Source organism: Wolbachia endosymbiont (group B) of Hofmannophila pseudospretella (assembly GCF_964028515.1).
Lineage (GTDB): Bacteria > Pseudomonadota > Alphaproteobacteria > Rickettsiales > Anaplasmataceae > Wolbachia.
Genome location: NZ_OZ034788.1, coordinates 1 through 25,629 on the forward strand (window position 1 = coordinate 1; position 25,629 = coordinate 25,629).

Genomic DNA, 25,629 nt, shown 5'->3' on the forward strand with positions numbered 1-25,629 from the left:
AACGCTTGCTTTGCCACTTTTAATACCAATTACTTGAAAAATCTTGCGTTTTGCGTATGGACCTTCAGTAACAATAAATTCAGCGTTTAAATAGATGCTGCCGGTAGCATAGCTTTTAGTGAACCAATTTTCATAACCTCCAGGCTTTATTGCCATTTTTACCTTGACTATTGTACCTTTTGGTATTAAATTACCTTGTAATTTTGCAGTATTAAAATCAGTTAAAAAATCTGATAACATATTGTCCTCCTATAAATTAAGTGAAAAAAAGAATCAACTCCATTGGTCTACAAGTTTCCAACGACCATTTATCTTATCGACAAGCTTGCTTGCCACACGTTCACCATTTCGCAGCTCAAACACTATTTGACGGGTAGTGCTTTCTTCATCATGAGCAAACATCACCATGCCAGTGCTATAAAATCCACGTAAAGATCCAGCACCGCTTAGGCCTTGAAATGGATCTTCTTCCAGCATCTTTTTGGACAGTTTTTTTGTGTGGTGAGTGAGTATTATGCCCGAATCTGGATTGATAACATTTCTCAGTCTTTCAAGCGTTTTTTGCAAAAAGAATAGCATAGCGCTGTTGTCATTTTCATTACCATATTCACTTGAGTTGAAGATGTTGCGAAGAGGATCGACGGCGATAATATCAGGTTTGAAACGCTCTTTGACAACATTTTTAATTTCATCTATTTCTTCACTGGTAAAAGATAATTGCACTCTTGGCGTGATAATTAAGTTATTGGCAGCTATATTCAGAAGTTCCTCATCAAGCTGAAGTTGTTGCAACCGTTCTTTCATGTAGTCATATTCGATTTCAGTTTGCAGATAGAAAATTTTCATAGGTTTGCTTGGAGTCATACCCAAAAATGAAACTCCAGCAGCCACGTGGACAAGCCATGAAATTAGAAAATCACTCTTGCCAATCTTAGGTGGGCCACCCAGTACCAATAGACCTCTTTTAGTTAGAATCCTTGGTGCGATTATATCTTCTGGTATTGGCGATTGATCATCCAAGTATTCTTTTACACTGAAAAAGGGAATTTTTTGACCGATATTGAAAAAGCTTTGTTCCATAATAATTTCTCCAATTTTTAATTAAACAGCAAAGTTTTGGCTTTAATTTTCGCAAGTAATTTACCTAAATGCGGTTCTTCAACCATATCAAGGCAGCCACTTCGATCTTTAGCAGGGTATCCCCAAGTATTAATAGTCTGACAGACAAATGAACGTTTCTCTGTTCCATCATCTTTCTTGATTCCAACCATGCTGATTACCTCATCAACTATCCCTGGAATCTCACTAGCAGTTTTAGCTCCTTCACATTGAGGTAGCCAAGTTGGACGATTGCAGTCATCGAGATATTGACCTAATGTGCCAACTATTATGATGTCTTTATCTCTGATATGTTGAAACTGATTGAGCCAAGCCATCATCTCTTGAGCAAGCAACCCATAAGCAGCTCTTTTATCTTCTCTTCCTGATCTATCTGAAAAAGCTTCAGGTTGCATCCTCGCCCATAATAGACATAAACGTGAAGCAACGGTTATACTATCCACAAAGATGCATCGGTATTTAGAAAACTCAGAGAAAAAATCTTTGTACTTACCAGATACATGTTCATAGTGCTTTTGACTATATGCTTGATCAGATTTTAGTGCAGGGTTTGGCCCACCAATAAGACAAGCAATATCTCTGGCCTCATTCCAAGTGCGAATACTGATTGAATCTCCTTGCCAATCTTGAACAGCAAGAAGTCCTGCTTCAAAATCAAGACAAAGTGTTGGTTCATTTATGGTCTTTAAGAGACTAGTTTTACCTATACCATAAGGACCAAAGATTACTATCTTTACACCTGTGACCATTTTTGTCCTTTCTTTGCTGTTTATTATTTTCATATTTTCCCCCTATAGTTAGAAATCTCGTTTTAGGTATGTTTTTAGGTGGGAAAACTCTTTGCGTAATTTGTTAATTGTGTCGTAGAGAGTTGATTTTGGTATACCAGTCCTTCTGGAAATTTCACAAATGCTGTGATCTTCTGCCAATAGTTTACATATTTTTCTTAACTCTCGAGGTAACTTTGCAATTGCCTCATTTACATCAATCCGTACCGCGGAGCTATATTCAAGACTTTCATCACTCTCTTCGTGTAAAGTTTCATCAACAAAATTAATGGTACGTTTTTTACATAGTTCTTTTTCTTTTAAATTAAGAGCACGGCATTTAACGTACTGTTTTATAAAATGCCCTTCAAGTTCATTAAGGCCAGGTAAACAGTCAAGTAAAAGATCTTGCTCAACATCTTCAATGTCTTTACAAGCAAAAGCTTTTCCTCTCTTCAGAAGTTTAGCATAGTGTCGTATGTGTTTAACAACTTTTGGGTTAATGCCAACATAGGAATTTTTAGAATGCATATTTTGTCCCTCTAGTTAAGAAATGATTGAAATATTAATGATTTAATTGTGATAAACCCAAGTATTTGGATTTTCTACAGGAATTACGCTGCCATAGTGTGGTGACTTGTAGTGTGTGGGTAGCAATCTGTGATAGACTGTAACCTTTTTGTTCTTCTCTGGATCAAATATTTTTTGCCCAAATTCCATACCTTCAACGCAAAGTACTCCGTATTTGTTTCTTGCAGCGTTTTTGCCTTCCTTGTTGAATTTAACGTAGCCTTTGGTAGCAAGGACATCGAGACGATCACGTATAGAATGTGTACTGCCAAGACCTTCTTTATTTTCAAATGCCTGACAAAACTGATTAATTGTATAAGCATGACCCTTACGTCCTTCTGCACATATTAAGTCCAAGATGATGTCATATCTACGAGAACGTTCGGCATCTAGTTTTTCACCATAATCTTTATTCACTAGCCTATGTGACTCTGGATCAATCTCATACCAATGGTCATTAACTTTATCAACGCATTTTGGTGAAATGGAATGACCGTTACGTAACTCAAATATCAATTGACGATTGCTGTTTTTCTCATCCGGCCTAAACATGACCATCCCAGTAGTATAAAATCCCCTCAGACTACTTGCGCCACTAAAGCTTTGAAATGGATCTTCTTCCAATAACTTCTTTGGCATTTTTTTTGTATGATGCACTAAAATTACTCCAGCATCTGGATTGATTAGAGAACGCAGTTTTTCAACTCTCTCCTGGAGAAAGAAAATCATGGCATTATTATCATTTTCACTACCATGTTCATCAGCATCAAAAATGTTACGTAATGGATCAATGGCAATGACGTCAACTGTACTTGGATCAAAGATCTTTTCTGCTTCAGTGACAATGTCTTTAATGCCGTCTTCATTTAAAAGCAGCCTTGTTTGTGGTGTAATAGCTAAATTACAGGAAACTAATTTACGAACCTCTGGATCAAGTTTAAGTTGTTTCATGCGCTCACACATGTAGAAATAACCAACCTCTGTTTGAAGATAAAGAATTCGTAAAGGTTTAGTAGGTGACATGCTAAGAAATGATTTTCCTGCAGCCATATATGTAAGCCATGAGATGAGAAAATCGCTTTTACCAACCTTCGGAGCTCCACCAAATACTAAAAGACCACCTGGAGTTAAAACTCTTGGCTCAATAATATCACCTGGTCCAGAAGATTTCTCGTTTAAGTATTGATCTGCAAGAAAGAAGGTAACGTTTTTTCTACATGGTATGCGAACAGTTGTAGCTAAAAACTTTTCAACATCTATCCCTTCTTGAATACAATCAGCAGCATCCCAAGTTTTTGGTTTATCTTGAGGAATCTTAAGCGTGACAAGTGATGCAACACCAAGTTCTAAAAGTTTCTTTTCAGCGTTTTTGGCATATTTATTGCCTGCTTCATCATTGTCTGGCCAAATGATAATATGTTTACCTTTTAGTAAAGTCCAATCTGTTTTCTCAATAGGTGCATTTGCCCCAAACATCGTTGTTGTTGCCGTTATGCCTTTATTTATTAAACTTTCAGCACATTTTTCACCTTCAACGAAAACAATTTTGTCAGATTTAATTATACCTGGAATATTATATAAAGGTCTTGGGTTTGGTGCAGTACTACTTGAGTTTTTTACATCAAAACAGCTATATCGTTTTCTTCCTGCAGCATCATAATAACGATAAATTTTAGCTATTACTTGGTTGTTTTCATCGTGGTAATCCCAATGTATTTCTGATTGATTTAAGTATTCCAACTGATTTGGTTGAAATGTTGAACGGCCAAGCCATTTTTCTATATCTTCTATGGTATCAAGAAACTTCGTCTTGCCAGTAACATCCCGCCAGAGATCAAAGATGTCACCACCATCACTCGTAGCAAAATCAACCCATAATCCGGCTCTTTCTCCTCTTGTTTCTACTACTAAACTTTTCCCTTTATCTCCCCTAATATTACCAACATAGAACTTACCTCCGTGGAAAGTACCATTTGGTAATAAGTAGGATAAAGATGATTCTATTCTTGAGAGTAGTTCTGCTTTTACTTCTGCTGCTCTTTCAAATAAAGCTTGCTTGTCATGCATATTGTTTTCTCCTGTTAAAATAAGCTATGTTTGTTGACAAAATGTCTTTTTTTCTGTTACATAGCTCATGATGATGTTCTTAAAGGTTTGGTAATTTAAAATACAGTCATAAGTGGGTAGAGAGATGTCTCTGTACCTTTTACTATAGTAATACCGGATTTCTCACATGTTTTTCCGGAAGAGAGGAGAAATTTTTTTTCAAGCGTAAGTTGACACTGTCCATATTTACCCCAAATATTTACAATTCAGAAGACCAGGCTGCTAGGTCTTACTATAGTAAGTTCAACAAAATTACAAAAACTGGTCACTTTTTAGAAAATTTTGCACAACTCCGTTCTCTTATCTTTCATATGCCCCTGTAGTATATATATACGTTCAATTTCAAATTCGTCCGAAAAACTACAAAAATATATAGGCAACACTAAAAAAGTTCTCTTCTGTAGAGGTAAATGGTGATATTGAAAATTTAACTCTGCTCTCAACTTACACTCCTCAAAAAAATTACAAAATTTAATTTCATTTTAACTTTAAACAAAAAAGCCGCCTATAAGTTGCATCTGCATTATGTTGCAAAATATACTACACTTTGCTTATGAGAATAACCAAATAAGCCATCCTTTTTTCTCCTCCATAACAGATATATACTAGAAATGGTGCGACCTGAAAGTCTTCGGTCATATTGTTTAAAAGGAGAGGAATTCATTCAGAAAGAAACTGAAAGGATTCTAAAACTTATTAAACCAGATGTTTTGCCGTCTGAGTCTACGCATCAGTGCGAATCGGGCAACCGGTTGGTGCCAAGCGATGCGGACAATGAACCTCCTCTTGAAAAAGAAGATGCTCAATCGTGAGAGGGGCATAAACTGCAAGCATCATGTGGTTGGAGGGCTAGGCTAGTGGTATGGTGAACGTAAGTGAAGCTTTATAAGTACCGATACGATGAAAGAGCTAAAGATGCTGATAAGCTCTGACCAAAAGGTAATGTGGATAAGTTACATTTTTTCATTTCTAGATGTACGCAAATAATAACTCCACCGGTATAGAGAAGCCACCTAACCCACTATTGTATGACTGGAGAAACAGGGTAAGCCTGTATTTTCGCCTACATGGCAAGCAAACCGCAAGGAATGCTGATGGAAGTGCAGGTAAAGGAGAATGGAGAAAGCGAATGCCATTTTGTAACGAAATGGATAGAATTTGTAACATTAATTCGCGTGAAAACGAGCAGACTTCCGTTTGGTCCCTCGTGACAAGAAACTTTGTTAACCACTTAAGGTAGGAAAGCAGATGATTACAAGTAAACCTGTAAGTGCATCTACCAAAAGCTTTGAAGCATGGAAGCAGTTGCCATGGAAGAAATGCCAGAAAGTTATTGTGAGGCTACAAAGACGTATTGTTAAGGCTGTCCAAGAAGGAAGATGGGGTAAGGTAAAAACTTTACAACATCTTCTCACACGCTCTTTTAGCGGAAAAGCTTTGGCTGTTAAGAGAGTAACTGAAAACCAAGGAAAAAACACAGCGGGTGTAGATCGTCAACTATGGTCAACTTGCAATGCTAAATTTCAAGGAATAAAGCAGTTAAAGCAAAGAGGATATAAACCTTCTCCGCTAAAACGGATTTATATCAGTAAATCTAATGGCAAAAGAAGACCTCTTGGAATACCCACGATAAAAGATAGAGCCATGCAAGCATTATATCTGTTTGCTCTGGAACCGATAGCTGAAACGATCAGTGATCGTCACTCCTATGGCTTTAGACCTAAAAGATCCTGTGCAGATGCTACAGTAGCTTGTCATTTGTTACTGGCAAGTCGTAATCAACTACAATGGATACTTGAAGGTGATATCAAAGGATGCTTTGACAACATTAATCATGAATGGCTTATGAAGCATATTCCTATGGAGAAAAAAATTCTGCATAGTTGGTTAAAAGCTGGCTTCCTAGAATCAAAAACTCTGTATCCCACAACTGCAGGTACCCCGCAAGGTGGTATAATTTCTCCAATACTAGCCAATTTAGCCTTAAACGGACTTGAAAAGTTATTGGAAAGTCGATTTGGTAAACTCGGCAGTAGAAAAAGAAACAAAATCAGAAGTGGAGTGAATGTAATCAGATACGCAGACGACTTTATTATTTCAGGTTTCACACATGAAGTACTGGAAAAGGAAGTTAAGCCTTTAGTATCATCTTTTCTTCATGAGCGAGGTTTAATTCTGTCAGAAGAGAAGACAAAGATTACATCTATCACAACAGGGTTTGACTTTCTTGGTTGTAATGTACGTAGATATAATAAGAAGTTAATTATTAAACCTTCGAAAGAAAGTATTAAAAGACTTCTTAATAAAGCACGTACATTGATAAAAGCAAATATAGCGAACACTCAGGCTATAGTAATTAAGTCACTCAACTCTCTACTGAGAGGATGGGGAAATTACTATCACCATGTGTGTGCTAAAAAAGCGTTTAGAAAGATCGACAATGAAATTTGGCATAGTTTATGGAAATGGGCAAAGAAAAGACATCCTCGTAAAGGATTACGTTGGATAAAGAATCGTTACTTCAAAGTAATGGGTCAACGCCAATGGGTTTTTGCTGCACCCCTATGCAAGAACAAACCAAAAGAGATACGGTATTTAAGACTGCTTAAGCTGATTGATATACCTATCAGACGACATGTTAAAATCAGAGCGGATGCAAATCCCCTTGACTTAAAATGGAAAAAGTATTTTGATGAGAGAGTGAAACGAACAAGAATGTTAGCAAGCTCTTTCTCAAGAGAAGGTTCTCTACTGTTGGTGTCACCATTAAGAATGATGTTTCCTGAGGAATCATGAAGGACAAGCCGGTTCTAGAAAAGAAGAACTTAGATAAGGGGCTCAAGCGTAGTGTTGGGAAACCTGCATGCTGCGTTTCTAAGGGAGGGGGTAGTAGTAATACTGCTTCCTTACCTGACCAGTCCGAAATATGATTTGCTCTAAAATTTTTTTCATTACGATTTTTCTATTAAACTTTAATAGAGCTTAACGTGTTTACAATATACCCAGGTGAGAGATTTTCCATCTATAAGAAGTAGCCACAAAATGCTGCATTAGTAAAACTATTAATAATAATTGTTTGTGAATTAAGTGCTTTAGATTCGGGATTACATAGATTTTTGGCAGTTTAAGCCATTTTAGATTGGAAAATGAAATCTCATTAAGCTGAGAAGTGGGCTACTGTAGAGGAGTTTAACATAATTTAAGGTTACAAGTCAAGCAAACTACTATAATATCATAAAAGGCTGCTCCTTGGCTGATTTTGAGTGTTTCTTAGTTTAGAGGAAAAACCTATTATTATAAATAATAAAAATAAGGTATATAATAATACCCTATTTATATTTTTCATTCTTATTTATTCTTTAACCCTTGTAGATAGCTCTCTAAAAAAAGATCTGAGACAGGAAACGTTAAATTCTTTTTAAAAAATTTTCTTTACAAGGCATGAAAATCGTGTTAAACTTACATGTAAGTTTCTTTCGTGATAGTAAGACTACTGAAAATACCTTTTAGTTGAGTTTAGAGTTGTTTTATAAGCGATCTTTAATCAGGTGGCTACTGCTTTACTTAAAAATTGTAGCTAGCTTTAAAACGTAGGTTTTCTCCTTATAGTTATTAAATTTCTGTTTTGCTTATAATATAAATGTCCTAACAATTAAATTACAATATGTATTCCGTTCAAGATTTCAGCCAATTTGGGAGTATTCCAGAAAAAGAGGATATGATTTGTTTGATAGGGGTTCTTTGGATATAGGTGAAAGAATGTACCTAAAATTACAGAAATGGATCATTTTTTTCTATTGAGCTTTTTCTGCATCTAAAACCTATGTACCGCTTAATAGTTCAGAATGGAGACAAAGATCTAAATTTATTTATTTACGTCTCCAATTTTATCTAGTATAACGGAGACAAAGATTTATATTTTGTGTTTTATGTCTCCATTATTTATTGGTAGAAAAACTGAGTTAAAACAACTACTGGAGCTTACAGAAAAAAATACTGCATCTTTTGTAGTAGTCAAAGGAAGGCGTCGTATAGGAAAAAGTCGTTTAATTCAAGAGTTTGGTAAGTATTTTGAACAATATTACTCCTTTATAGGTTTGCCACCAGAAAAGCATACTACAATGTCCTACCAACTTAATGAATTTTCTAGACAAGTTGCTAGACAATTTAATACATCTTTTGCTAGGTATGATGACTGGAGCGATTTACTATGGGCAGTTGGTGAACGTCTACTATCAGGAAAAACATTATTGCTGTTTGATGAAATTTCTTGGATGGGCTCAAAAGATCCAACCTTTTTAGGCAAAATAAAAAATTTTTGGGATACGCAGCTAAAAAATAATAACAAGCTAATTTTCGTTGTTTGTGGATCAGCTTCATCATGGATCGAGAAAAATATACTTAGTAGTACTGGTTTCGTAGGGAGAATATCGTTAACTTTAACACTCGGAGAATTATCACTTTCTGATTGCAATGAATTTTGGCCAAAAAATATTTCAGCATATGAAAAGTTCAAGGTGCTTGCAGTAACTGGCGGAATTCCAAAGTATTTAGAAGAGGTAAATTTTAAGCATAGCGCTGAAGAAAATATTAAAAGGCTTTGTTTTAGAAAAGGTGGGTTTTTAGTTGAAGAATTTAATCAAATATTCTCAGATTTATTCATGCGAAAAACGGCTTTTTATAAGCAAATAGTCAGAGCTCTTTCTACTGGAGCTAAAGAACAAGAAGAAATTTGTGCTACTTTAAATATCGTAAGACATGGACGCATTTCTGAGTATCTACATGAGCTTGAGCTTGCTGGTTTTATTGCAAAAGATCATACTTGGAGTATAAAAACTGGTACTGATTCACGACTCAGGAGATACAGACTTCAAGATAATTATTTAAGGTTTTATCTAAAATATATCGAAAAAGATCTAGGGAAAATTAGTCGTGACACCTATTCTATAGGGTTCTTACCAGAGTGGTATACAATTATTGGGCTTCAATTTGAAAATTTGGTGCTGAACAATAGAAAGAGCATACATAATATCTTAGGGATTGATGGAATAATAAGCGAGAATCCATTTTTTCAGAAAAGAACACGTAATAGTGCAGGTTGTCAAATTGATTATATGATTCAAACGAAGTTTAACACTCTCTACATTTGCGAAATCAAATTTTCAAAAGATAAAATTGGTCATTCAATAATACAAGAGGTACAAAAGAAAATAGATGCACTAAATCGTCCAAAAGGCTTTTCATGTCGTCCAGTCCTTATCCACGTTAATGATGTAAGTGATGATGTTATAGATAGTGATTACTTTTCACACATAATTGATTTTGGAAAATTATTAAATTGTAAGTAATGGTTTTTCTGACTTAAAAATAGTGTCTTTTTAGTTTTTATGTTTATTCTTAACTTATAGAGGTTGCTTATGACTGATACTTTAACTTTAAAAGAGGGAGATATTGAAACTACTGCTTTTGATAATAGCAATTTTACTAGAGTATTACACGATGGAGAATGGTGGTACGTAATAACAGAAGTAATAGCTTTTCTGACAGGTAGTAAGAACCCATCTGACTATCTAAAAAAGATAAAAAGCAGAGATATAGGGCTCTCTGAAGGATGGGGACAATTTGTCACCCCCCTTGAAATTAAAACAAAAGGTGGTAAACAGAATGTTAATTGTACAAATGTTGAGGGGTTATTTCGTATTTTGCAGTCTATTCCTTCCAAAAGAGTTGAACAATTTAAACGCTGGCTTGCAAAAGTTGGATATGAAAGGCTATAAGAATATGAAAACCCTGAACTTGCACTCAAACGAATCTATGCCGATTATGCTGCAAAAGGGTACCCTCAGGAATGGATACAAAAGAGAATAGAGTCGATAGCTGTCAGAAATCAACTAACAAAAGAATGGGGTAACAGAAATATATCTGACCACAATAATAAGCATATTGAAGGTAGAGAATACGCAATATTGACAGACGTAATTTCTGAGGGAACGTTTGGAGTAAAAACAAAGCACCATAAGGAAATAAAAGGCTTGAGGAAACAACCACTAAGAGACCATATGACACCAATTGAATTAATTTTTAACATGCTAGGAGAACAGGCTACCATTGATGAAATAAAAGATAAAGATGCACAGGGCTATAATAAAAATTTAGAGGCGGCAAAGGAAGGAGGTAAGAACGCAGGCACAGCAAGAGAGGCATTCGAAAAAGCTAGAGGTGTGAAAGTCGTTTCTTCAGATAACTTTTTAAAGAGGATTAAAGATTAAAGTTCTCATACCAAAATCCATTACTGACCGAACAAATAAGAAACATTACAAACTCGTTTAATAGTAGTACTGGAAATATTGACAATAAAATTACACAAAACATCTTCAAGTAAACCTATGGTATCGTAGATACTATTGCGTAAAGTATTGTATTTGATATATTGCCACAACCTTTCAACAGGATTCAGTTCCGGTGAATAAGGAGGCAAGTATATGATGGTAATGTTTTCCTGAATTTTCAAACTTTTTGATCTATGCCAACTTGCACAATCCATTACAAGAAAGGCTTCTTTCGTGCCTAAATCTTTCGACATCTGCTCCAGAAATATATTCATACAATCAGTGTTTACATATGGAGCAAGTAGGCTAATTTTCTTACCACTTCTTGGATTTACCGCACTGTAGATATAGAAATTTTGTCTACCAATTTTCATTTTAACCTGTGTTCTGACCCCTTTTTTAAACCATCCGTGTCCGATTTTTGAATGAGTTCCAAATCGTGATTCATCAAAAAAATACCTCCTTTTCAGGGTGGGAATTGACTATTTTATTGAAGTATTTTTTAAACTCTTCTTGCTTGTTTTTATCTTGTTTATGGTGAATTGGCCTCGGTGTTATGTAAGAAAACTTCATCCTTTGTATCTCACGGTGCACTGTTGATTTGCTAATGTTTAGGCCAAATTCCTCTGAGATTTTTATTTGCACTTCCTTAATAGTAATATTTGGATTTCTTTCTACCCATATTTCAATTTGCTCACGTTGATTTTTGTTTAATTTGCTTTTTCTTCGCCGCTGAGACGGGGAAAATAATCTTTCTACTCTACCAAATTTTAGATGCTTTATCCATTCAGTCAAAGCAGTCCTTGAAATTTTACATATTCTTGCCACAGCGCTTATACTACTTTCTTTTCCTGCTATCACCGCTTGTAACTTTTTTGAAACATATGCGTTATTTCTGACCTTTTTTAACATTTCTTTCGCCAAATTTACAACTTTTTCGTCTAATAGTTTTGACCTTAATGCCATTTATACCTCTCTATTTTATCTACTTTAGTATCACTTCTTTCCCATTATTGTCTATCTGTTCTTTATATAGTGGGAATTGGTATCACCACAAGTTGTTCAATCTTTTTTGAAAAATTTTCTTTGCAACCAACAAAAAAACATGATAGACTAGCTTTAGGGTTTTTTGTAATAAATAAAAATTTGAGATAAAAAATAATTTAGAAATGCCTCATAATCGATTTTTAAGCTACCTTACATGAGCAACTTAGGTCTTGGTGGTATAATTGTACCCTGAAGTCGTAGAATCGTTTTAAAACCGCATTAGCAGACCAACGTTTATTTGAGTTTTATCAGCATAAAAAAAAGATGAGAGTAAGAGCCTTTTAAAAACGCACTAATTGTATTTTTCATTAAATGTAAATATCTTAATAATATTTTGTGGCAGCCTTTCTGGACTTCTTTCTTTTTGCTGTTTAAGTTATTGTACTTTATTTGTATTTTACTATTATTTTATATTATCTATTATTATTTATTACTATTATATATATATAATATATAAGGGTTTTAGGAACGCAGAATCCGCTATACTGGCTGACTTCAGACACATAATAACTAGGAACACTTTTAGGAATAGAGGGCAAAAGGTTAGGATTCAAGCGATCTTTAGCTTCCTAGTTTCTCATTACTTATTTAGTAACCAAGGAATCAGGAATATAATTCAACCATTTGATGTCTTATCCCTTTTTAATTGAAATCATAACTTATAATAGGGTTGTGGCTCCGAAGTTAGATTGAGTAGATGGTAGATTGAATAGAGAAAATAGGGCAACTCTAAAATATTTAAAGAGCCACCCATAAAGAAAGACTTATCCTAACATTAAATTTTGCCTATAGCTAAAATCTTCAGCTCCAAGAGTGAACTTTCCTATACCACAAGCAAATGGTCCAGTTGGAATGTCAAGCCACTTATCCTCTTTTGCACCTGTAGACATTCCTTTAACTAACTGCTTTGCTTGTAAAAGTTCCTGAACTATACGCTCTAGTCGATCTCTTCCCATACTGTGGAAAATCTCAGGTAGCCTATGCCGTTGTTTATATACTCCTGTGCTTCCTGTGTGAGTAAATGGGTGTCCTGCAACAGCAGATCGTGTAATTGCATCAGTAAGACATATTTTAAGGTCTTTTTCACTAGCATTTTTAACTGTTAGTTGTATTGTTATATCTTCTAGTAGCCCTGTTTCCTGATTTCTTAGGTAAGTTCTTACAGTGCGATCAGCTAAACCATTGGCCTTCACAACTGCCCCATGAAACAAAGCATTCTGTCTTGGTGTTTCTCCTACTGCCTTAAAGATTTCTAGCCTAGCTGTATTTTCTATTGGCCAAAAAGCGTATGAGCATCTAACACCATTAACAAGAGCAGAGGTACCTCTAATTGCATCGCGTGCTTGTTCAGCAGTTAATATTGGTTTTTCTCCTTTTGGCTTTCTCATGTGATGAGCAGTAATTATCGAAGCTCCAGTACTACATGCTAAATCAGATAATAAGCACATTAGATAATCCCCTACAGCAGGATCAGCATTTATATCTGCATGGATAAATGAAGCAAGTGGATCAAATACTATCAATTTCAGATCTTTAATTTCCTCGAGCTGTTTCATTACGGATTCGAATTCAGGAGAAACTTCGACGATTTTACCACGAACATTTCTGAGTATTGTAAGTGATCCTCTGACGTTTGGCAGTGGTACAATAAATAATTTATCTTTATGTTTCAACCTTTCACACTTAGGGTCGAGTCGTTCTAAGCGGCGGTGTATCTCACTTGCATCATCTTCTGCTGAAAAAATCACTACTGATCCATGTTCAGTAACAAGTGAACCAAAGCCACACATCTGATCCTTATCACTTGCAACCTTAAGCGCTAGGTCAAGAAGAAGCATACCTTTGCCTGTATCTCCCATTGCTGCTATTATTGAAGTAACACCTAAAGGAAATAGACCTTCAACAAGAAACTTTTGCTCTGGTACCGGACCTACAAAGCGCTCTGCACTCCAATCTAAAATGTTAAGTGGCTGTTTTGTGGATCTTTCTAAACTTTTCATATTTGAAGTATCAGTAGCTGGAGTATCAATAGTAAGCAACGGAGTTGAAGCTAAAAACTCTTTGACATCTATACCTTCCTCTACACAATCAGCAGCATCCCATTTCTCAGGCTTACCTCGAGGAATTTCAAGCACAGCAAGTGATGCAACTCCGATCTCTAAAAGCTTTTTTTCAGCATTTTTTGCGTATTTATTACCTGCTTCATCATTATCTGGCCAAATGATAATATGCTTACCTTTAAGTGGTGACCAGTCTGTTTTATCAATTGGTGCGTTTGCTCCAGACATTGCTGTTGTTGCTGTGATACCTTGTTCTATCAGCGCTTCTGCACATTTTTCCCCTTCAACCAGAACAACTTTATCAGACTTTAAAATACTTGGTATGTTATAGAGAGGTCTTACTTTTGGCGCACCATACCGAGATTGTTTAACATCAAAAGGCTTATATTGCTTTTTTCCTTTAGGAGGATCAGAACGATAAATTTTTACAATGACCTGACCATTTTCATCATAATAATTCCAACTGTGGGTAATAAATTTCTCGAAGTCTTCGTCAGCCTTTGCGCATTTCTTGTTATATCCAAGACATTCACTTATAGAGGCCATCACTTCACAAAAGTCTCTCTTTGTATCTTTTCCCTGTGCACCTGCCCAAATATCAAGAACATCACCTTTCTGCCCAGTTGCAAAATCCTGCCAGAGTCCGGCTTTTCCACCAGTTAATGCTACTCTGAGGCTTTGTCCTTTGTTACCATGCACATCACCTATTCGGAATTCATCTCCATGAAAAGTTCCCCTTGGGAATAAATAAGAAAGGCATGATCTTATGTTTAATAATAGTTGTCTTTTTATTTCTTCTACATCAAATTGCTCTAATGGTTCTACAGTATTATTAAAATCATAATATTCATCATTTAAAGTATTTTTTTGTTTGACATCAGTTAAAAAATCTTGTACCATAAGTTGAAACTCCTTTTAAGATTAAGCGTTTGAAAGGTTTTTGAGTAAGGCTGTTTTGATTGGGGTCTTACTCTTTCATTATGTAAGTAAAAACTACGGTGGGGGTTCTCTTGGCAAAGCTTGAAAAATATATTAACAAGTAAAGGAAGTCAGTTCAGGTGAAAAGTGAGGTTTTAGTATCTTCTTTCTTTTAAGGAAAAATACTCCATTATAATTCTACTACATTTTACCCACCATGTCAACCACTTAGTTTTTATTCTGTTGATATATTTAAAATAAATTAAAAAAACTAATGTTTTCTTTCTGCTATATAATTCATAATGGTGTCTTTGATAGAAAACCCTCTACTATATATATACCGGGTTTCTTATGACTTTTTCTGAAAAAATTAAAAACTTTTTTCTTTGGAGGAGTTTGGCCTACCTATTAATGATAATCTTTTCAAGCCATCTGTAAAAATGAAAAGTTTCTGAAAACGGCAATTACTTTTTGGTTCATGAATAGAATTATTAAAGATGCTTTTTATTCAAATTTTAAAGGGCATTACAGGTGCTAAAGGGTACAGTTTAAAGTGGAATCACTTTAAAACGTAATTACAGGCTTTTTGCCTACCAATGAGACATAAAGTACGAAATATAAATCTTTGTCTCTATTTTGAACTATTAGCGGTAGTTAGCTGGTTCTTTACATTAAATAACTCAGCTATATTATAGTGCATTTTTTATATTAACTAAATCTCTTAATTGATCGTTGTTAAATTCTGTAATCCAACTCTCGCCACTACTTATAGTTAGGTTTGCTAATTCCTTCTTGCTTTGAATCATCTCATCAATACGCTCTTCAAATGTACCTGTTGAAAGTAGCCTGTACACCATGACATTACGTTCTTGCCCGATACGATAGGCCCGATCTGTTGCTTGTGCTTCCACTGCTGGATTCCACCATAAATCGTAATGTATTACATGGTTTGCCGCTGTTAAATTAAGCCCTGTTCCACCAGCTTTTAAAGACACTATAAGAATGTTGGACTGGAATAAGTTTTGAAAGTCATTAATCATTGTATCACGTGCTTTTCTAGAAAGTCCTCCATGTAAAAATGGCACTTCTGATTCAAACCTTTCTTCAAGTAGCCTAGCTATAATCTCACCCATTTCAGTGTATTGAGTAAATATCAATGATTTTTCTGCAACTTCACCAATACTAATCAATATTTCCTCAAGCATCTGCATTTTACCGGATTGTTCAATACTCGCACGCTTTTTCTTGCCAAACTGTGATGGATGGTTACAAATTTGCTTTAAAGCATTGATAAGTTTAAAGATTAGTCCCTTACGTTCAATCCCTTCACTTTTTTCTATCTTCTCCATAGTTGTATCAACAACCTTTTGATAAAGCGCTGTTTGCTCTGAAGTGAGGGAACAATAACGATTGTTCTCAATTTTATCTGGTAAATCCTGAATAATGCTTTTATCACTCTTAAGCCTACGTAACATAAAAGGGCTAGTGATTTTCATAAACCTTTCTAGACAAGTTTTATCTCTTGCTTTTTCAATCGGTGTTGCAAAGCTGCTTTTAAACTGCTTAGGAGTACCAAGATAAGATTTGTTGATAAAGTCAAAAATGCTCCAATACTCAAGCAACCTATTCTCAACAGGCGTACCACTCATAGCTATCTTATGTTTTGCTGCAATAGTTTTAATTGCCTTGGTTTGTTCGGTATTAGGATTTTTTATATTTTGTGCTTCATCAATCACGAGCAAAAACCAGCGAATTTTATTAAGTTCTTTTTTATCACGACGTGCAAGACCATAGGATGTTAGAGCTACATCATAATCACTTGCCAATTCTCGATTTTGTCCGTGATAGACGAAAAGCTTTAATTCTGGTGCAAAACGTTCCATCTCTCGTTGCCAATTACTTAATATGCTTGTGGGAGCTACTACCAAGACTCTGTCCCGATCCAAAAACCCTGTATTTTTGCAACACAGAATAGCTGCTATAACCTGTAATGTTTTACCAAGACCCATATCATCAGCAATTATGCTACCAAACCCGTTTTCTATGTTCTGTACAAGCCAACTAAATCCACGTTCTTGATATGGGCGTAGTTGTGCTATTAGATTATTTGGTGTAGTAACAGGTGTGTAAGTATTAAGTTTATTAAATAAGCTTGTAAGCTGCTGGTCAAATGCTACTTTAGTTTCATTTACTTCTCCTGTTAGAGCAGCTTGCATAAGCTCTGCTTGACTTAAATAATCAGGCAATTTATCAATTTTTTTTAATAAAGCTTCTACCTCTTTGTCATCCAAAAGGACGTACTGATCGACTATTCGCACAAGCCCTCGGGAATCTTTTAGCAATTTTTTAAATTCTGTAACGCTTAGTTTTTTATCTCCTATTGCTACTTTCCAATCAAATTTCAATAAATTTTCCAGCGTTAAAAAGCTTTCGCGATCTTCTTTTATTTTATCTTTAGTAGACAAATTAAGACTTAATTGTGGTTTTAAGATTTTTTGTAAAGATTTCGGCAAAATAACTTTGATGCCTATTGCTCTTAGTACAGGCAAGATATGCGAAAATAATGGTGCAAAATTATCTAAATTAAATGATAATGTGCTATTATCGTCAATCGACTTTTCTAGTTCAGGTATATATTCAGACAAAAGTGCAAGATCAGATAAAATACTAAGCTTTACGTTTTGATTAGAGAGTGCTTTTTCCAGCTTGATGAATGACTTCTCATCATCCAGTGATAACTGTACCTCAAGTTCAAATTTTTCATGGTGATCTTTTATCATTAAATAGAGTTTGTAAGGTTTATCTGCTAAATAAAGACGTGAAAGCCAGAGATTAATTGCTTGCGGTATTTCCTTGTTGCTAAACTCAGTAAACTTGTATGATCTTCCAGTAAAGAATAATTCAAAGATGGATTTATCTCTATGCTTATCCAGTGATGCAGGAAAGTTATCTTCTATATACCCTAAAAGGATGAGAGAGATAGCAACATTTACTTGTTCCTCTGGTTCCATAACGATTTCTTGATATTTAATCAATAGAGGCGGACAAATAGATGATATCTTGCTATGAATTTCCTTAACTGACTCATTAAACAACGCCGGAATCCACCTAATTATTACTTCTCCTCTTTTGTTTTGTAATACTTGTGGTATTAGCGCTGACTTTTCCATTAGCATATGTGCAAACTGTGAAATCATATGCATGAAGCGAAGTTCAGGGTTAAGTTTGTGGAGTAACGAACTAGGAATATCATTTAAAAATCGTGCTACATCCCTCAATACATTTCCACTGAGCCTAAATAAATTAGTTGTACCATTGCTCACTTGAGTAAGGTAATGCTGATCATCAATGAATAGTTGAAATGTTTGCCAATTCTCAATATTTCCCCATCTTTTAATAAATAGCTCCTCTTCTGATAGTTCCTTCTTAGAAGCTGGATAGTACACTAATCTTCCTGCAGGATACTTTTGCCAATGCTTATAAGCTATCTGTAAGATATTATGAAAGTTTTTTTCAAAAAAAAGTGGATTATCTGTTAAAATACTACTGATACAATCAAAAAGGTTAGGAATAGTTGATAAATCAATATCATTTAAAATTGCTTGGTTATGTATTCTAATTTTAGAACATGCCTTAAATATATCATCTATCTTTAAAATGTTTTGAGCATTTTCTAATTTTCCATTCCCAAAATCATCGATAAGTGCTGACAAATTACAATTATGAATATTAAAAATCATGAAGGGGTTTTTATCAATTTCTGCAGCAATAAGATAAATTACAGCAGCAATGTGTTTACAAGGCATAGCCCAATCAGGACAACTACAACTTGCATTCATCTCCTGCCAATTTGAAGGAAATAATTTAATCCCAAGATCATTAAGCTTATCAAACAAGCTGGCTGATAATTGTCTATTTATCAATTTAGCTAATATAGCTGGTGAAGTTTCAATAATTTGACGAATGGTCTGTTGTTCTGATGAGCTTAATTCATTGAGTATAATTTTGACTTTATATGGTTGAGGTTTTGAACCACGATATGGGTAAGATCCTGAGCTATGAACTTTAGCTGTAACTATGTGACCATTAATTTTAATACCAAAAGCTCGACCAGTATTAGCACAAGTTCTGCCACGTGGAAGACGGTTATCATAATCTATTCCGTCAAAAGACTGGAGCCACTTCTTACCCCACCATGTTCTTCCATAAATAGTCATCTTGTAAAACTATATATTTTAACCTAGATAAGCTAGATGCTGATTCTATGGACGATTTTCTCTGAATATGCAAAACTCATCTTGAACTACTACAAAATGTTAATTATAACAACAGAGAGGGCAAAAGCAATAAACACTTATATCAAAGGAAAAATTGATTAAGGGAAAAGTGAAACTTTTTAAAGGTTGTTTAATACCTTTACACCTGTGATTGTAGCACTAATGTTGTGCGATAAATGTACAGTGAAAATGTCATCAGAAGTTACCCAATTATTGAGTAGTTTTTTTTACGGCGTCAAGACTCTTGCCAGCATAGAAAATATCAGTTCCTATATAAATATCCTTATGGGCTAAAAGAAACTTCTATTGGTTGATAGAAAACAGAAAAAAACTATTTAAAAAGTATACTCAACAATATAACAAGGAAGCATAAGTTAGGAAAAGTAGTAGGCCGTTGATAAGGATTTGCCTATTTTCTCGATCAACTAGCTTTTGTATAAGTACTGATGGGTCAATATAAATGAGTAGTTCTGGGAAGCTTACTTTATCGGCTAATCTATATTAGCGTCATAGAGGATTTATATATTTCAAGCATGTTAATTATTTTTTCTGGATCATTTAGGAAACTATAGTAGACTTTACAACTCATTAATTATCACTTAACTTACCTCCTAGTAAGTTCTTGAGTTATGTATGGATAACACGTTGATAATATTAGCAGCAGGAAAAAGCAGTAGAATGAATTCACAGTACTCAAAAACACTACACCTAGTAGGAAATTTTACTCTTTTAGAGCATATAATTCACAATGCAAAACCGCTGAGTTTAAAAAGTCTATCAATTGTCATTAACAAGCCTTTTCTAAAGGAGTTAGAAAGATTTAGTACCTTAAAAGATATAATTGATAAATATAATATAAAATTGATAATTCAAGAAAATATTACAGGTACTGGCACTGCAGTTAAAATTGCCCTAGAAAGCCTGGAGCGGTTATCTGACCAAGACATAGTTTTAATACAGTACGGAGACACCCCGTTTATATCTAGTGATACAGTTATGAGAATGACTGATTGTTTAAAGTGTAATAATAAAAATTTAGTTCTTCTTGGATTTAATAGTCAAGATAAGCAATATGGAAGATTAGTAATTGATGATAATGACAATGTTCAAAAAGTCTTGAAAAGTGAAGATGAAATTCTTCTTGCAAACTCTGGAATAATGGTTTCATACGCTAAAGATCTTTATACCCTAATAAAAGAAGTAAAATTTAATGATTCGACCAACGAATGTTGTCTTAATGATATAATACCCATTGCAGCAAGCAATAACTTACGTGCAGGTTATGTAGTCGCTGACGAAAAGGAAGCAATGGGGGTAAATAACAAAGAGGATTTGGTCAAAGCAGAACGTTATTTTCAGGCAAATAGAAGAAGACAACCAACCCTTCTTTCATAACTATATTTTTTTATTCATTGATCCTTAATTTAAGTTGACATTTGTTTTATACTAGTTTTATAATGCTTTTTAAGTCTTACTTGTAAGATGATAGGTGTGAAAGATTTTCCTGGTTGTAGTGAGAGGGACACATGGGAATATTAATAACAGGTGCTGCAGGTTTGATAGGATCGGCTTTAGTAGAAAAGTTAGAAAAGCAGGGTTATGAAGTAATAAGCTGCGATATTAGGTTTCGCGACAACCCACTCAGTTTTTTTTCAGAAGATATAATGCCGCTACTCGCTAAGTGTACGGGGGTTATTCATCTGGCTGCAATTTCTAGAGTTATACATGGTGAGCTTTATCCTGAATTGTGCCAAAAAGTTAATGTCGATGGTACAATCCAATTCTTAGAATTCTGCAAGTCGCTTCCGAATAAACCATGGTTTATATATGCAAGCAGTAGAGAAGTATATGGAGAACAAAAGGAACTACCAGTTGCAGAGTCTGCTAGTATCAACCCAATAAATAATTACGCCAAAGGTAAAGCATTTATTGAAGAACAAGTAATAAATTTAAAAGGTTCTAACTTTAATGTAGCAATATTACGCTTCTCAAATGTATATGGTGGTTTACTAGATCATAGTAGTAGAGTAATTCCTGCACTCTGTATCAATGCATTGAAAGGCGATCCAATTAGGATAGAAGGTAAAGAATGTGTTTTTGATTTTACCTATTTGGATGATGTTATAGAGGGTATATACTTAACTGTTAAATATTTACAAAACGAGAAATCTTCTCTTCCTGCTATTCATCTTACTACTAATAGCCCATGTACTTTAGAAAACTTAGCAAAAACAATATTAAAAGTCACGGAAAGTGATTCTAGAATTGATTTTTATCCTCCAAGAAATTTTGACGTAACTAAGTTCCATGGTGATTTTACTAGAGCTAAAGAGCTACTTGGTTGGTCTCCAAAGCATTCATTAAAAGTAGGATTAGGTAAATTTATAAAAAGTCTACAAAACAATACACAAGAATATCCTAACAATATAGATATGGTAATATATGAAAATATTAAAAGTTATTCATGGTTACCCTCCTTATTATAGCGCTGGTTCGGAGGTTTACAGCCAAACTCTTGCCCATGAACTAGCCAATAATAATGAGGTACAAATATTTACTAGGCATGAAAACAGCTTCTTACCTGATTTCCATTATACTATAGCTCTGGACTGTAGTGATTCCCGGATCTTACTGAATTTAATTAATATACCTACAACTAAATATCGTTACAAATTTATCAATGAAGAAGTAAATATAAAATTTAAAAGAATAATAGATAACTTTCAACCAGATCTTATACATTTTGGTCATCTTAATCATCTATCAATTACTTTACCAGAAGTTGCTTTTAAAGAAAATATACCTACAATTTTTACGCTACATGATTTTTGGTTAATGTGTCCAAGAGGAAGATTTATTCAACGTAATTCTGAAGATTTGTTACGGCTTTGTGATGGACAGAAGGATCAAAAATGTGCAACCCAATGTTACAAGGGGCATTTTACAGGAGATGAAGAATTCTTGAATTCAGACTTAAATTATTGGGAACAATGGGTTGCAACTAGAATGAAGCAAACAAAGAAAGTAGTGGACTATATAGATTACTTCATTGCTCCGTCAAAATTCTTAATGGATAAATTTACTCAAGACTTTAATGTTCCGATAAACAAAATTTCTTATCTTGATTATGGTTTTGATCTAAATCGTCTTAAGAATAGAAATAGGGTGCAAGAAAAAGGGTTTATTTTCGGTTATATAGGTACTCATACTCCCGAGAAAGGTGTTGACCTATTATTGAAGGCTTTTTCTCGCTTATCATCTAAAGCAAAACTTAGAATTTGGGGAGCGGCAAGGGAAGAAACTAAAACTTTAAAAGCGATTGCCGATCAGTTTCCACATGCTGTTAAAGAAAGGATAGAATGGATGGGAAGTTATAACAATAAAAATATAGTTACTGATGTATTTAATAAAGTTGATGCGATAGTTGTTCCTTCAATTTGGGGTGAAAATTCACCATTAGTAATACATGAAGCACAGCAACTGAGTGTACCAGTAATAACGGCTGATTATGGTGGCATGGCAGAATATGTAAGAGATGGAATAAACGGACTATTATTTAAGCATAGAGATACAAATAGTTTGTCAGAAAAAATGCAAGTCCTATCTACAGACCAGGAATTATACAGTGAACTGACCCAAAGAGGCTATCTTTATACTAAAAATGGTAATGTACCTTCTATAAGTGAGCATACTGAGAAACTTAACAAAATTTACCGTAATGTTATTGAAAATAAAGGCAAATCAGTGGCTACAAAACCTGGTCCTTGGAGAATTACTTTTGATACTAATCCAGATTACTGCAACTTTGCTTGTGTAATGTGTGAATGCTTTTCACCATATAGTAAAGTTAAAGAGGAGAAGAAAGCTAAAGGGATAAAACCCAAGATAATGTCAATAGAAACTATCAGGAAGGTAATTAAGGAAGCAGATGGAACACCTTTAAGGGAAATCATTCCTTCTACTATGGGTGAGCCTTTAATGTATAAAAGCTTTGATGAAATAATCAATTTGTGCCATGAGTTCGGCCTGAAGCTTAACCTCACGACCAATGGTTCTTTTCCTATTAAAGGAGCTAGAAAATGGGCTGAACTATTGGTACCAATTTTATCTGATGTTAAGATTTCCTGGAATGGGGCAACTAAAGAAACTCATGAAAGAATCATGAAAGGTTCAAAATGGGAAGTAGTGACAGAAAATTTAAAAACTTTCCTTGAAGTTAGAGATAAATACTTTAGCGATACAGGTGAAAGGTGTACCGTTACTTTACAATTAACATTTTTAGAAAGTAATTTACATGAACTTTACGACATAGTTGAGATGGCTATAAAAAATGGCATAGATAGAGTTAAAGGACATCATCTTTGGGCACATTTTAAGGAAATTAAGGATCTATCTATGAGGAGAGATGAATTAGCAATTAGTAGATGGAATACGGAGGTGGGAAGGTTATATGAACTTAGGGATAATATGCTATTGCCAAATGGTAAAAAGATAAAATTAGAAAATTTTACGATCCTTTCTCAAGAGGGTATCAAGGATTTGGCTCCAGGTGGTCAGTGCCCATTTTTAGGTAAAGAAGCATGGATAAACAATGAAGGCAAGTTTAGTCCCTGCTGTGCTCCAGATGAACTACGCAAAACATTAGGAGATTTTGGCAATGTTAATGAAGTTAAACTGGAGGAAATATGGCAAAGTAGCGAGTACCTAAACTTACAAAAGAATTATTTAAACTATGAATTATGCAAAACATGCAACATGAGAAAACCATTAGTCAATTAATGAAAGATAGTAAGTACCTTAAATCTATTAGGGTTTCCCCCTGTGAAAGGTTTCACCAATTGTCAGAAAATCCTTTGTACAAAAATAGATTTATTAGAGTTGATAAATTTCACGAGCCTGGCCTTGCACCAGTTTATGATGAGACAGGCGCTTATCACATCGATGCAATGGGAGAAGCAATTTATCGCGACAGATTTTTAAAAACTTTTGGATTTTACTGCAATAGAGCAGCCGTAGAAGATGACACAGGGTATTACCATATTGATCCATCTGGATGTAGAGTATACAAACATTCGTATCAATGGATTGGAAATTACCAAGAAGATATTTGTGTGATTAGAAAGCATGATAAGTTTTTTCATATTGATTTGAACGGCAATAGAGTTTATGAGCAAGAATACAATTATGTTGGGGATTTTAAGGATGGTATCGCTGTAGTCCATAAAGATGGTAAAGCTACACATATTAATAATCATGGAAAGTTAGTACATAATAAATGGTATAAAAAGCTTAATGTTTTTCATAAAGGATTTGCTATTGCAGAAGATAAGCATGGCTGGTTTCATATAGATATTAATGGCAATCCTGTTTACCGGCAAAGATTTAAAATGGTAGAAGCATTCTATAATGGCATGGCAAAAGTTGAAACTTTTGAAGGTGTATTAGGACAGATCGATATTACCGGAAACGTAAAGTTTAGTATTTTTGATTTAGATAAAGAATCTCAAGTGCATAAGATTTCTGCAGAACTTTCAGCCTTTTGGAAAACTTACCTCGCAAATGTTGCTATTGAACTTGATTTGTTAAATATCTTACCTGCAACTATGCCAGTTTTATCTCAAAAGTTAAATATTATCGTTCCAAATCTAGAAAGGCTGTTAAGGGCGTTGTGGGAAATAGGGTTTATTGATTACGATAAGAACAAGGACTTATGGCAACTATCATCAAAAGGTAAGTGTTTTAAGGAAATACCATTTTTGCCTAAAGCAGCAGCAATGTGGGCAAGGGTTGCCGCTGAAAAGAATTGGTTAAAAATTGCCGATATATTAAGGCAGGAGTCAATATCTTCATTTGAATCTTTTAAGGAGAAAGAAACATCAGAAGACAGGAAAATAGCGTTTTACCAAGCATTGCTAGGATATTCCAGGTTTGACACTAAAGAGTTTAATTCTAGGGTTAATATAGATGGTGCTAAAAATATATTGCTATTTGGCGTACACTCTTTATTTCTTGCTTATTCTGATATACACAATAAAGGTTCTATAGGCTTATATTATTACAACGAACATAAAGTGCCTAGGCAGGCAGTAGAAGATTTAAAAATTAAACTCATAACTCAAGAAGAATTATCAGCTACAAATTATGAATTAGGTGTCTTTTGCCGCTTTCTGCAGCATTATGATGATAATAAGGTATTGTCTTATTTAAAATTGGTAAAAAATAAAGGAATACCACGCGTTTTAGTGATAGAAACTATCCTAGATTACTACTCCCCAGTGGGAGGTTCTGTAGATATTAATGTAATGGTTGAAACAGGGGGTAAACTAAGGACATTGAGCGATTGGAAAAGAATACTAAAACAAGTAAAAGGGCTTAAAATTTTTAGTATTGTACCTTTAACAGATTATTTATCAGTTATTGACATTAGGTGTTAATA

Annotated in this window: 17 protein-coding genes and 1 pseudogene; 10 read left to right on the forward strand and 8 right to left on the reverse strand. The window is 34.5% G+C overall.

Features of this window, described 5'->3' with window-relative positions:
- The 5 genes and pseudogenes from ABWU24_RS00005 to ABWU24_RS00025 form a co-directional block, all read right to left on the reverse strand.
- Positions 1 to 240: pseudogene (locus tag ABWU24_RS00005) on the reverse strand (hypothetical protein); the annotation flags it as partial.
- Positions 241 to 273: 33 nt separating this feature from the next.
- Complete coding sequence (locus tag ABWU24_RS00010; protein WP_341816041.1) at positions 274 to 1,080, reverse strand: AAA family ATPase; 807 nt, start codon at positions 1,078 to 1,080, stop codon at positions 274 to 276.
- A 17-nt stretch (positions 1,081 to 1,097) separates the two neighbouring features.
- On the reverse strand, positions 1,098 to 1,901 hold the full coding sequence (locus ABWU24_RS00015) for an ATP-binding protein (protein ID WP_341816040.1): 804 nt from the start codon (positions 1,899 to 1,901) through the stop codon (positions 1,098 to 1,100).
- Between the two features lie 15 nt (positions 1,902 to 1,916).
- Positions 1,917 to 2,417: a sigma-70 family RNA polymerase sigma factor gene (locus tag ABWU24_RS00020; RefSeq protein WP_265014527.1), complete on the reverse strand. Its 501-nt coding sequence runs from the start codon at positions 2,415 to 2,417 to the stop codon at positions 1,917 to 1,919.
- A 42-nt stretch (positions 2,418 to 2,459) separates the two neighbouring features.
- On the reverse strand, positions 2,460 to 4,523 hold the full coding sequence (locus tag ABWU24_RS00025; protein ID WP_341816039.1) for an AAA family ATPase: 2,064 nt from the start codon (positions 4,521 to 4,523) through the stop codon (positions 2,460 to 2,462).
- A 650-nt stretch (positions 4,524 to 5,173) separates the two neighbouring features.
- On the opposite strand from ABWU24_RS00025, the gene ABWU24_RS00030 reads away from it, so the two are divergent.
- From ABWU24_RS00030 to ABWU24_RS00055, 6 genes are all read left to right on the forward strand, one after another.
- Positions 5,174 to 5,374 carry a hypothetical protein gene (locus ABWU24_RS00030; RefSeq protein WP_012481961.1) on the forward strand — a complete coding sequence of 67 codons (201 nt, stop codon included), beginning with the start codon at positions 5,174 to 5,176 and terminating at the stop codon, positions 5,372 to 5,374.
- Positions 5,375 to 5,810: 436 nt separating this feature from the next.
- Positions 5,811 to 7,358, forward strand: a complete 1,548-nt coding sequence (gene ltrA / locus ABWU24_RS00035; RefSeq protein ID WP_264330863.1) for a group II intron reverse transcriptase/maturase — start codon at positions 5,811 to 5,813, stop codon at positions 7,356 to 7,358.
- Entirely contained in the window at positions 7,355 to 7,492 is a 138-nt protein-coding gene (locus ABWU24_RS00040) for a hypothetical protein (RefSeq protein WP_341816093.1), read from the forward strand. The genes ltrA and ABWU24_RS00040 overlap by 4 nt, the downstream gene beginning before the upstream one ends.
- Before the next feature lie 999 nt (positions 7,493 to 8,491).
- Positions 8,492 to 9,910, forward strand: a complete 1,419-nt coding sequence (locus tag ABWU24_RS00045; RefSeq protein ID WP_341816037.1) for an AAA family ATPase — start codon at positions 8,492 to 8,494, stop codon at positions 9,908 to 9,910.
- A gap of 69 nt (positions 9,911 to 9,979) precedes the next feature.
- Positions 9,980 to 10,339 carry a Bro-N domain-containing protein gene (locus ABWU24_RS00050; RefSeq protein WP_353274211.1) on the forward strand — a complete coding sequence of 120 codons (360 nt, stop codon included), beginning with the start codon at positions 9,980 to 9,982 and terminating at the stop codon, positions 10,337 to 10,339.
- A 189-nt stretch (positions 10,340 to 10,528) separates the two neighbouring features.
- Positions 10,529 to 10,831, forward strand: coding sequence for a hypothetical protein (locus ABWU24_RS00055; protein WP_353274213.1), 303 nt, complete (start codon positions 10,529 to 10,531; stop codon positions 10,829 to 10,831).
- A gap of 20 nt (positions 10,832 to 10,851) precedes the next feature.
- On the opposite strand, the gene ABWU24_RS00060 is transcribed toward ABWU24_RS00055, so the two are convergent.
- The 3 genes from ABWU24_RS00060 to ABWU24_RS00070 form a co-directional block, all read right to left on the reverse strand.
- Positions 10,852 to 11,857 (reverse strand): IS630 family transposase gene (locus tag ABWU24_RS00060; protein WP_353274215.1). Its coding sequence is split into 2 segments (ribosomal slippage): positions 10,852 to 11,346 and positions 11,348 to 11,857, totalling 1,005 coding nucleotides; the frame shifts between segments, so codons are not numbered across the junction.
- 845 nt (positions 11,858 to 12,702) lie between these two features.
- On the reverse strand, positions 12,703 to 14,898 hold the full coding sequence (locus ABWU24_RS00065; RefSeq protein WP_006280189.1) for an AAA family ATPase: 2,196 nt from the start codon (positions 14,896 to 14,898) through the stop codon (positions 12,703 to 12,705).
- Positions 14,899 to 15,605: 707 nt separating this feature from the next.
- On the reverse strand, positions 15,606 to 19,133 hold the full coding sequence (locus tag ABWU24_RS00070; protein WP_353274217.1) for a DEAD/DEAH box helicase: 3,528 nt from the start codon (positions 19,131 to 19,133) through the stop codon (positions 15,606 to 15,608).
- A gap of 693 nt (positions 19,134 to 19,826) precedes the next feature.
- Between ABWU24_RS00070 and ABWU24_RS00075 the strand changes: the two genes are divergently transcribed.
- The 4 genes from ABWU24_RS00075 to ABWU24_RS00090 all read left to right on the forward strand — a co-directional run bounded on the left by ABWU24_RS00075 (position 19,827) and on the right by ABWU24_RS00090 (position 25,627).
- On the forward strand, positions 19,827 to 20,588 hold the full coding sequence (locus ABWU24_RS00075) for a sugar phosphate nucleotidyltransferase (protein WP_010082157.1): 762 nt from the start codon (positions 19,827 to 19,829) through the stop codon (positions 20,586 to 20,588).
- Positions 20,589 to 20,719: 131 nt separating this feature from the next.
- A complete protein-coding gene (locus ABWU24_RS00080; RefSeq protein WP_006280064.1) occupies positions 20,720 to 21,679 on the forward strand; it encodes an NAD-dependent epimerase/dehydratase family protein in 960 nt (319 codons plus the stop codon).
- Positions 21,636 to 23,972 carry a glycosyltransferase gene (locus ABWU24_RS00085; protein ID WP_006280065.1) on the forward strand — a complete coding sequence of 779 codons (2,337 nt, stop codon included), beginning with the start codon at positions 21,636 to 21,638 and terminating at the stop codon, positions 23,970 to 23,972. The genes ABWU24_RS00080 and ABWU24_RS00085 overlap by 44 nt, the downstream gene beginning before the upstream one ends.
- A complete protein-coding gene (locus ABWU24_RS00090; protein ID WP_341815986.1) occupies positions 23,933 to 25,627 on the forward strand; it encodes a WG repeat-containing protein in 1,695 nt (564 codons plus the stop codon). The genes ABWU24_RS00085 and ABWU24_RS00090 overlap by 40 nt, the downstream gene beginning before the upstream one ends.
- Positions 25,628 to 25,629: the final 2 nt, after the last annotated feature.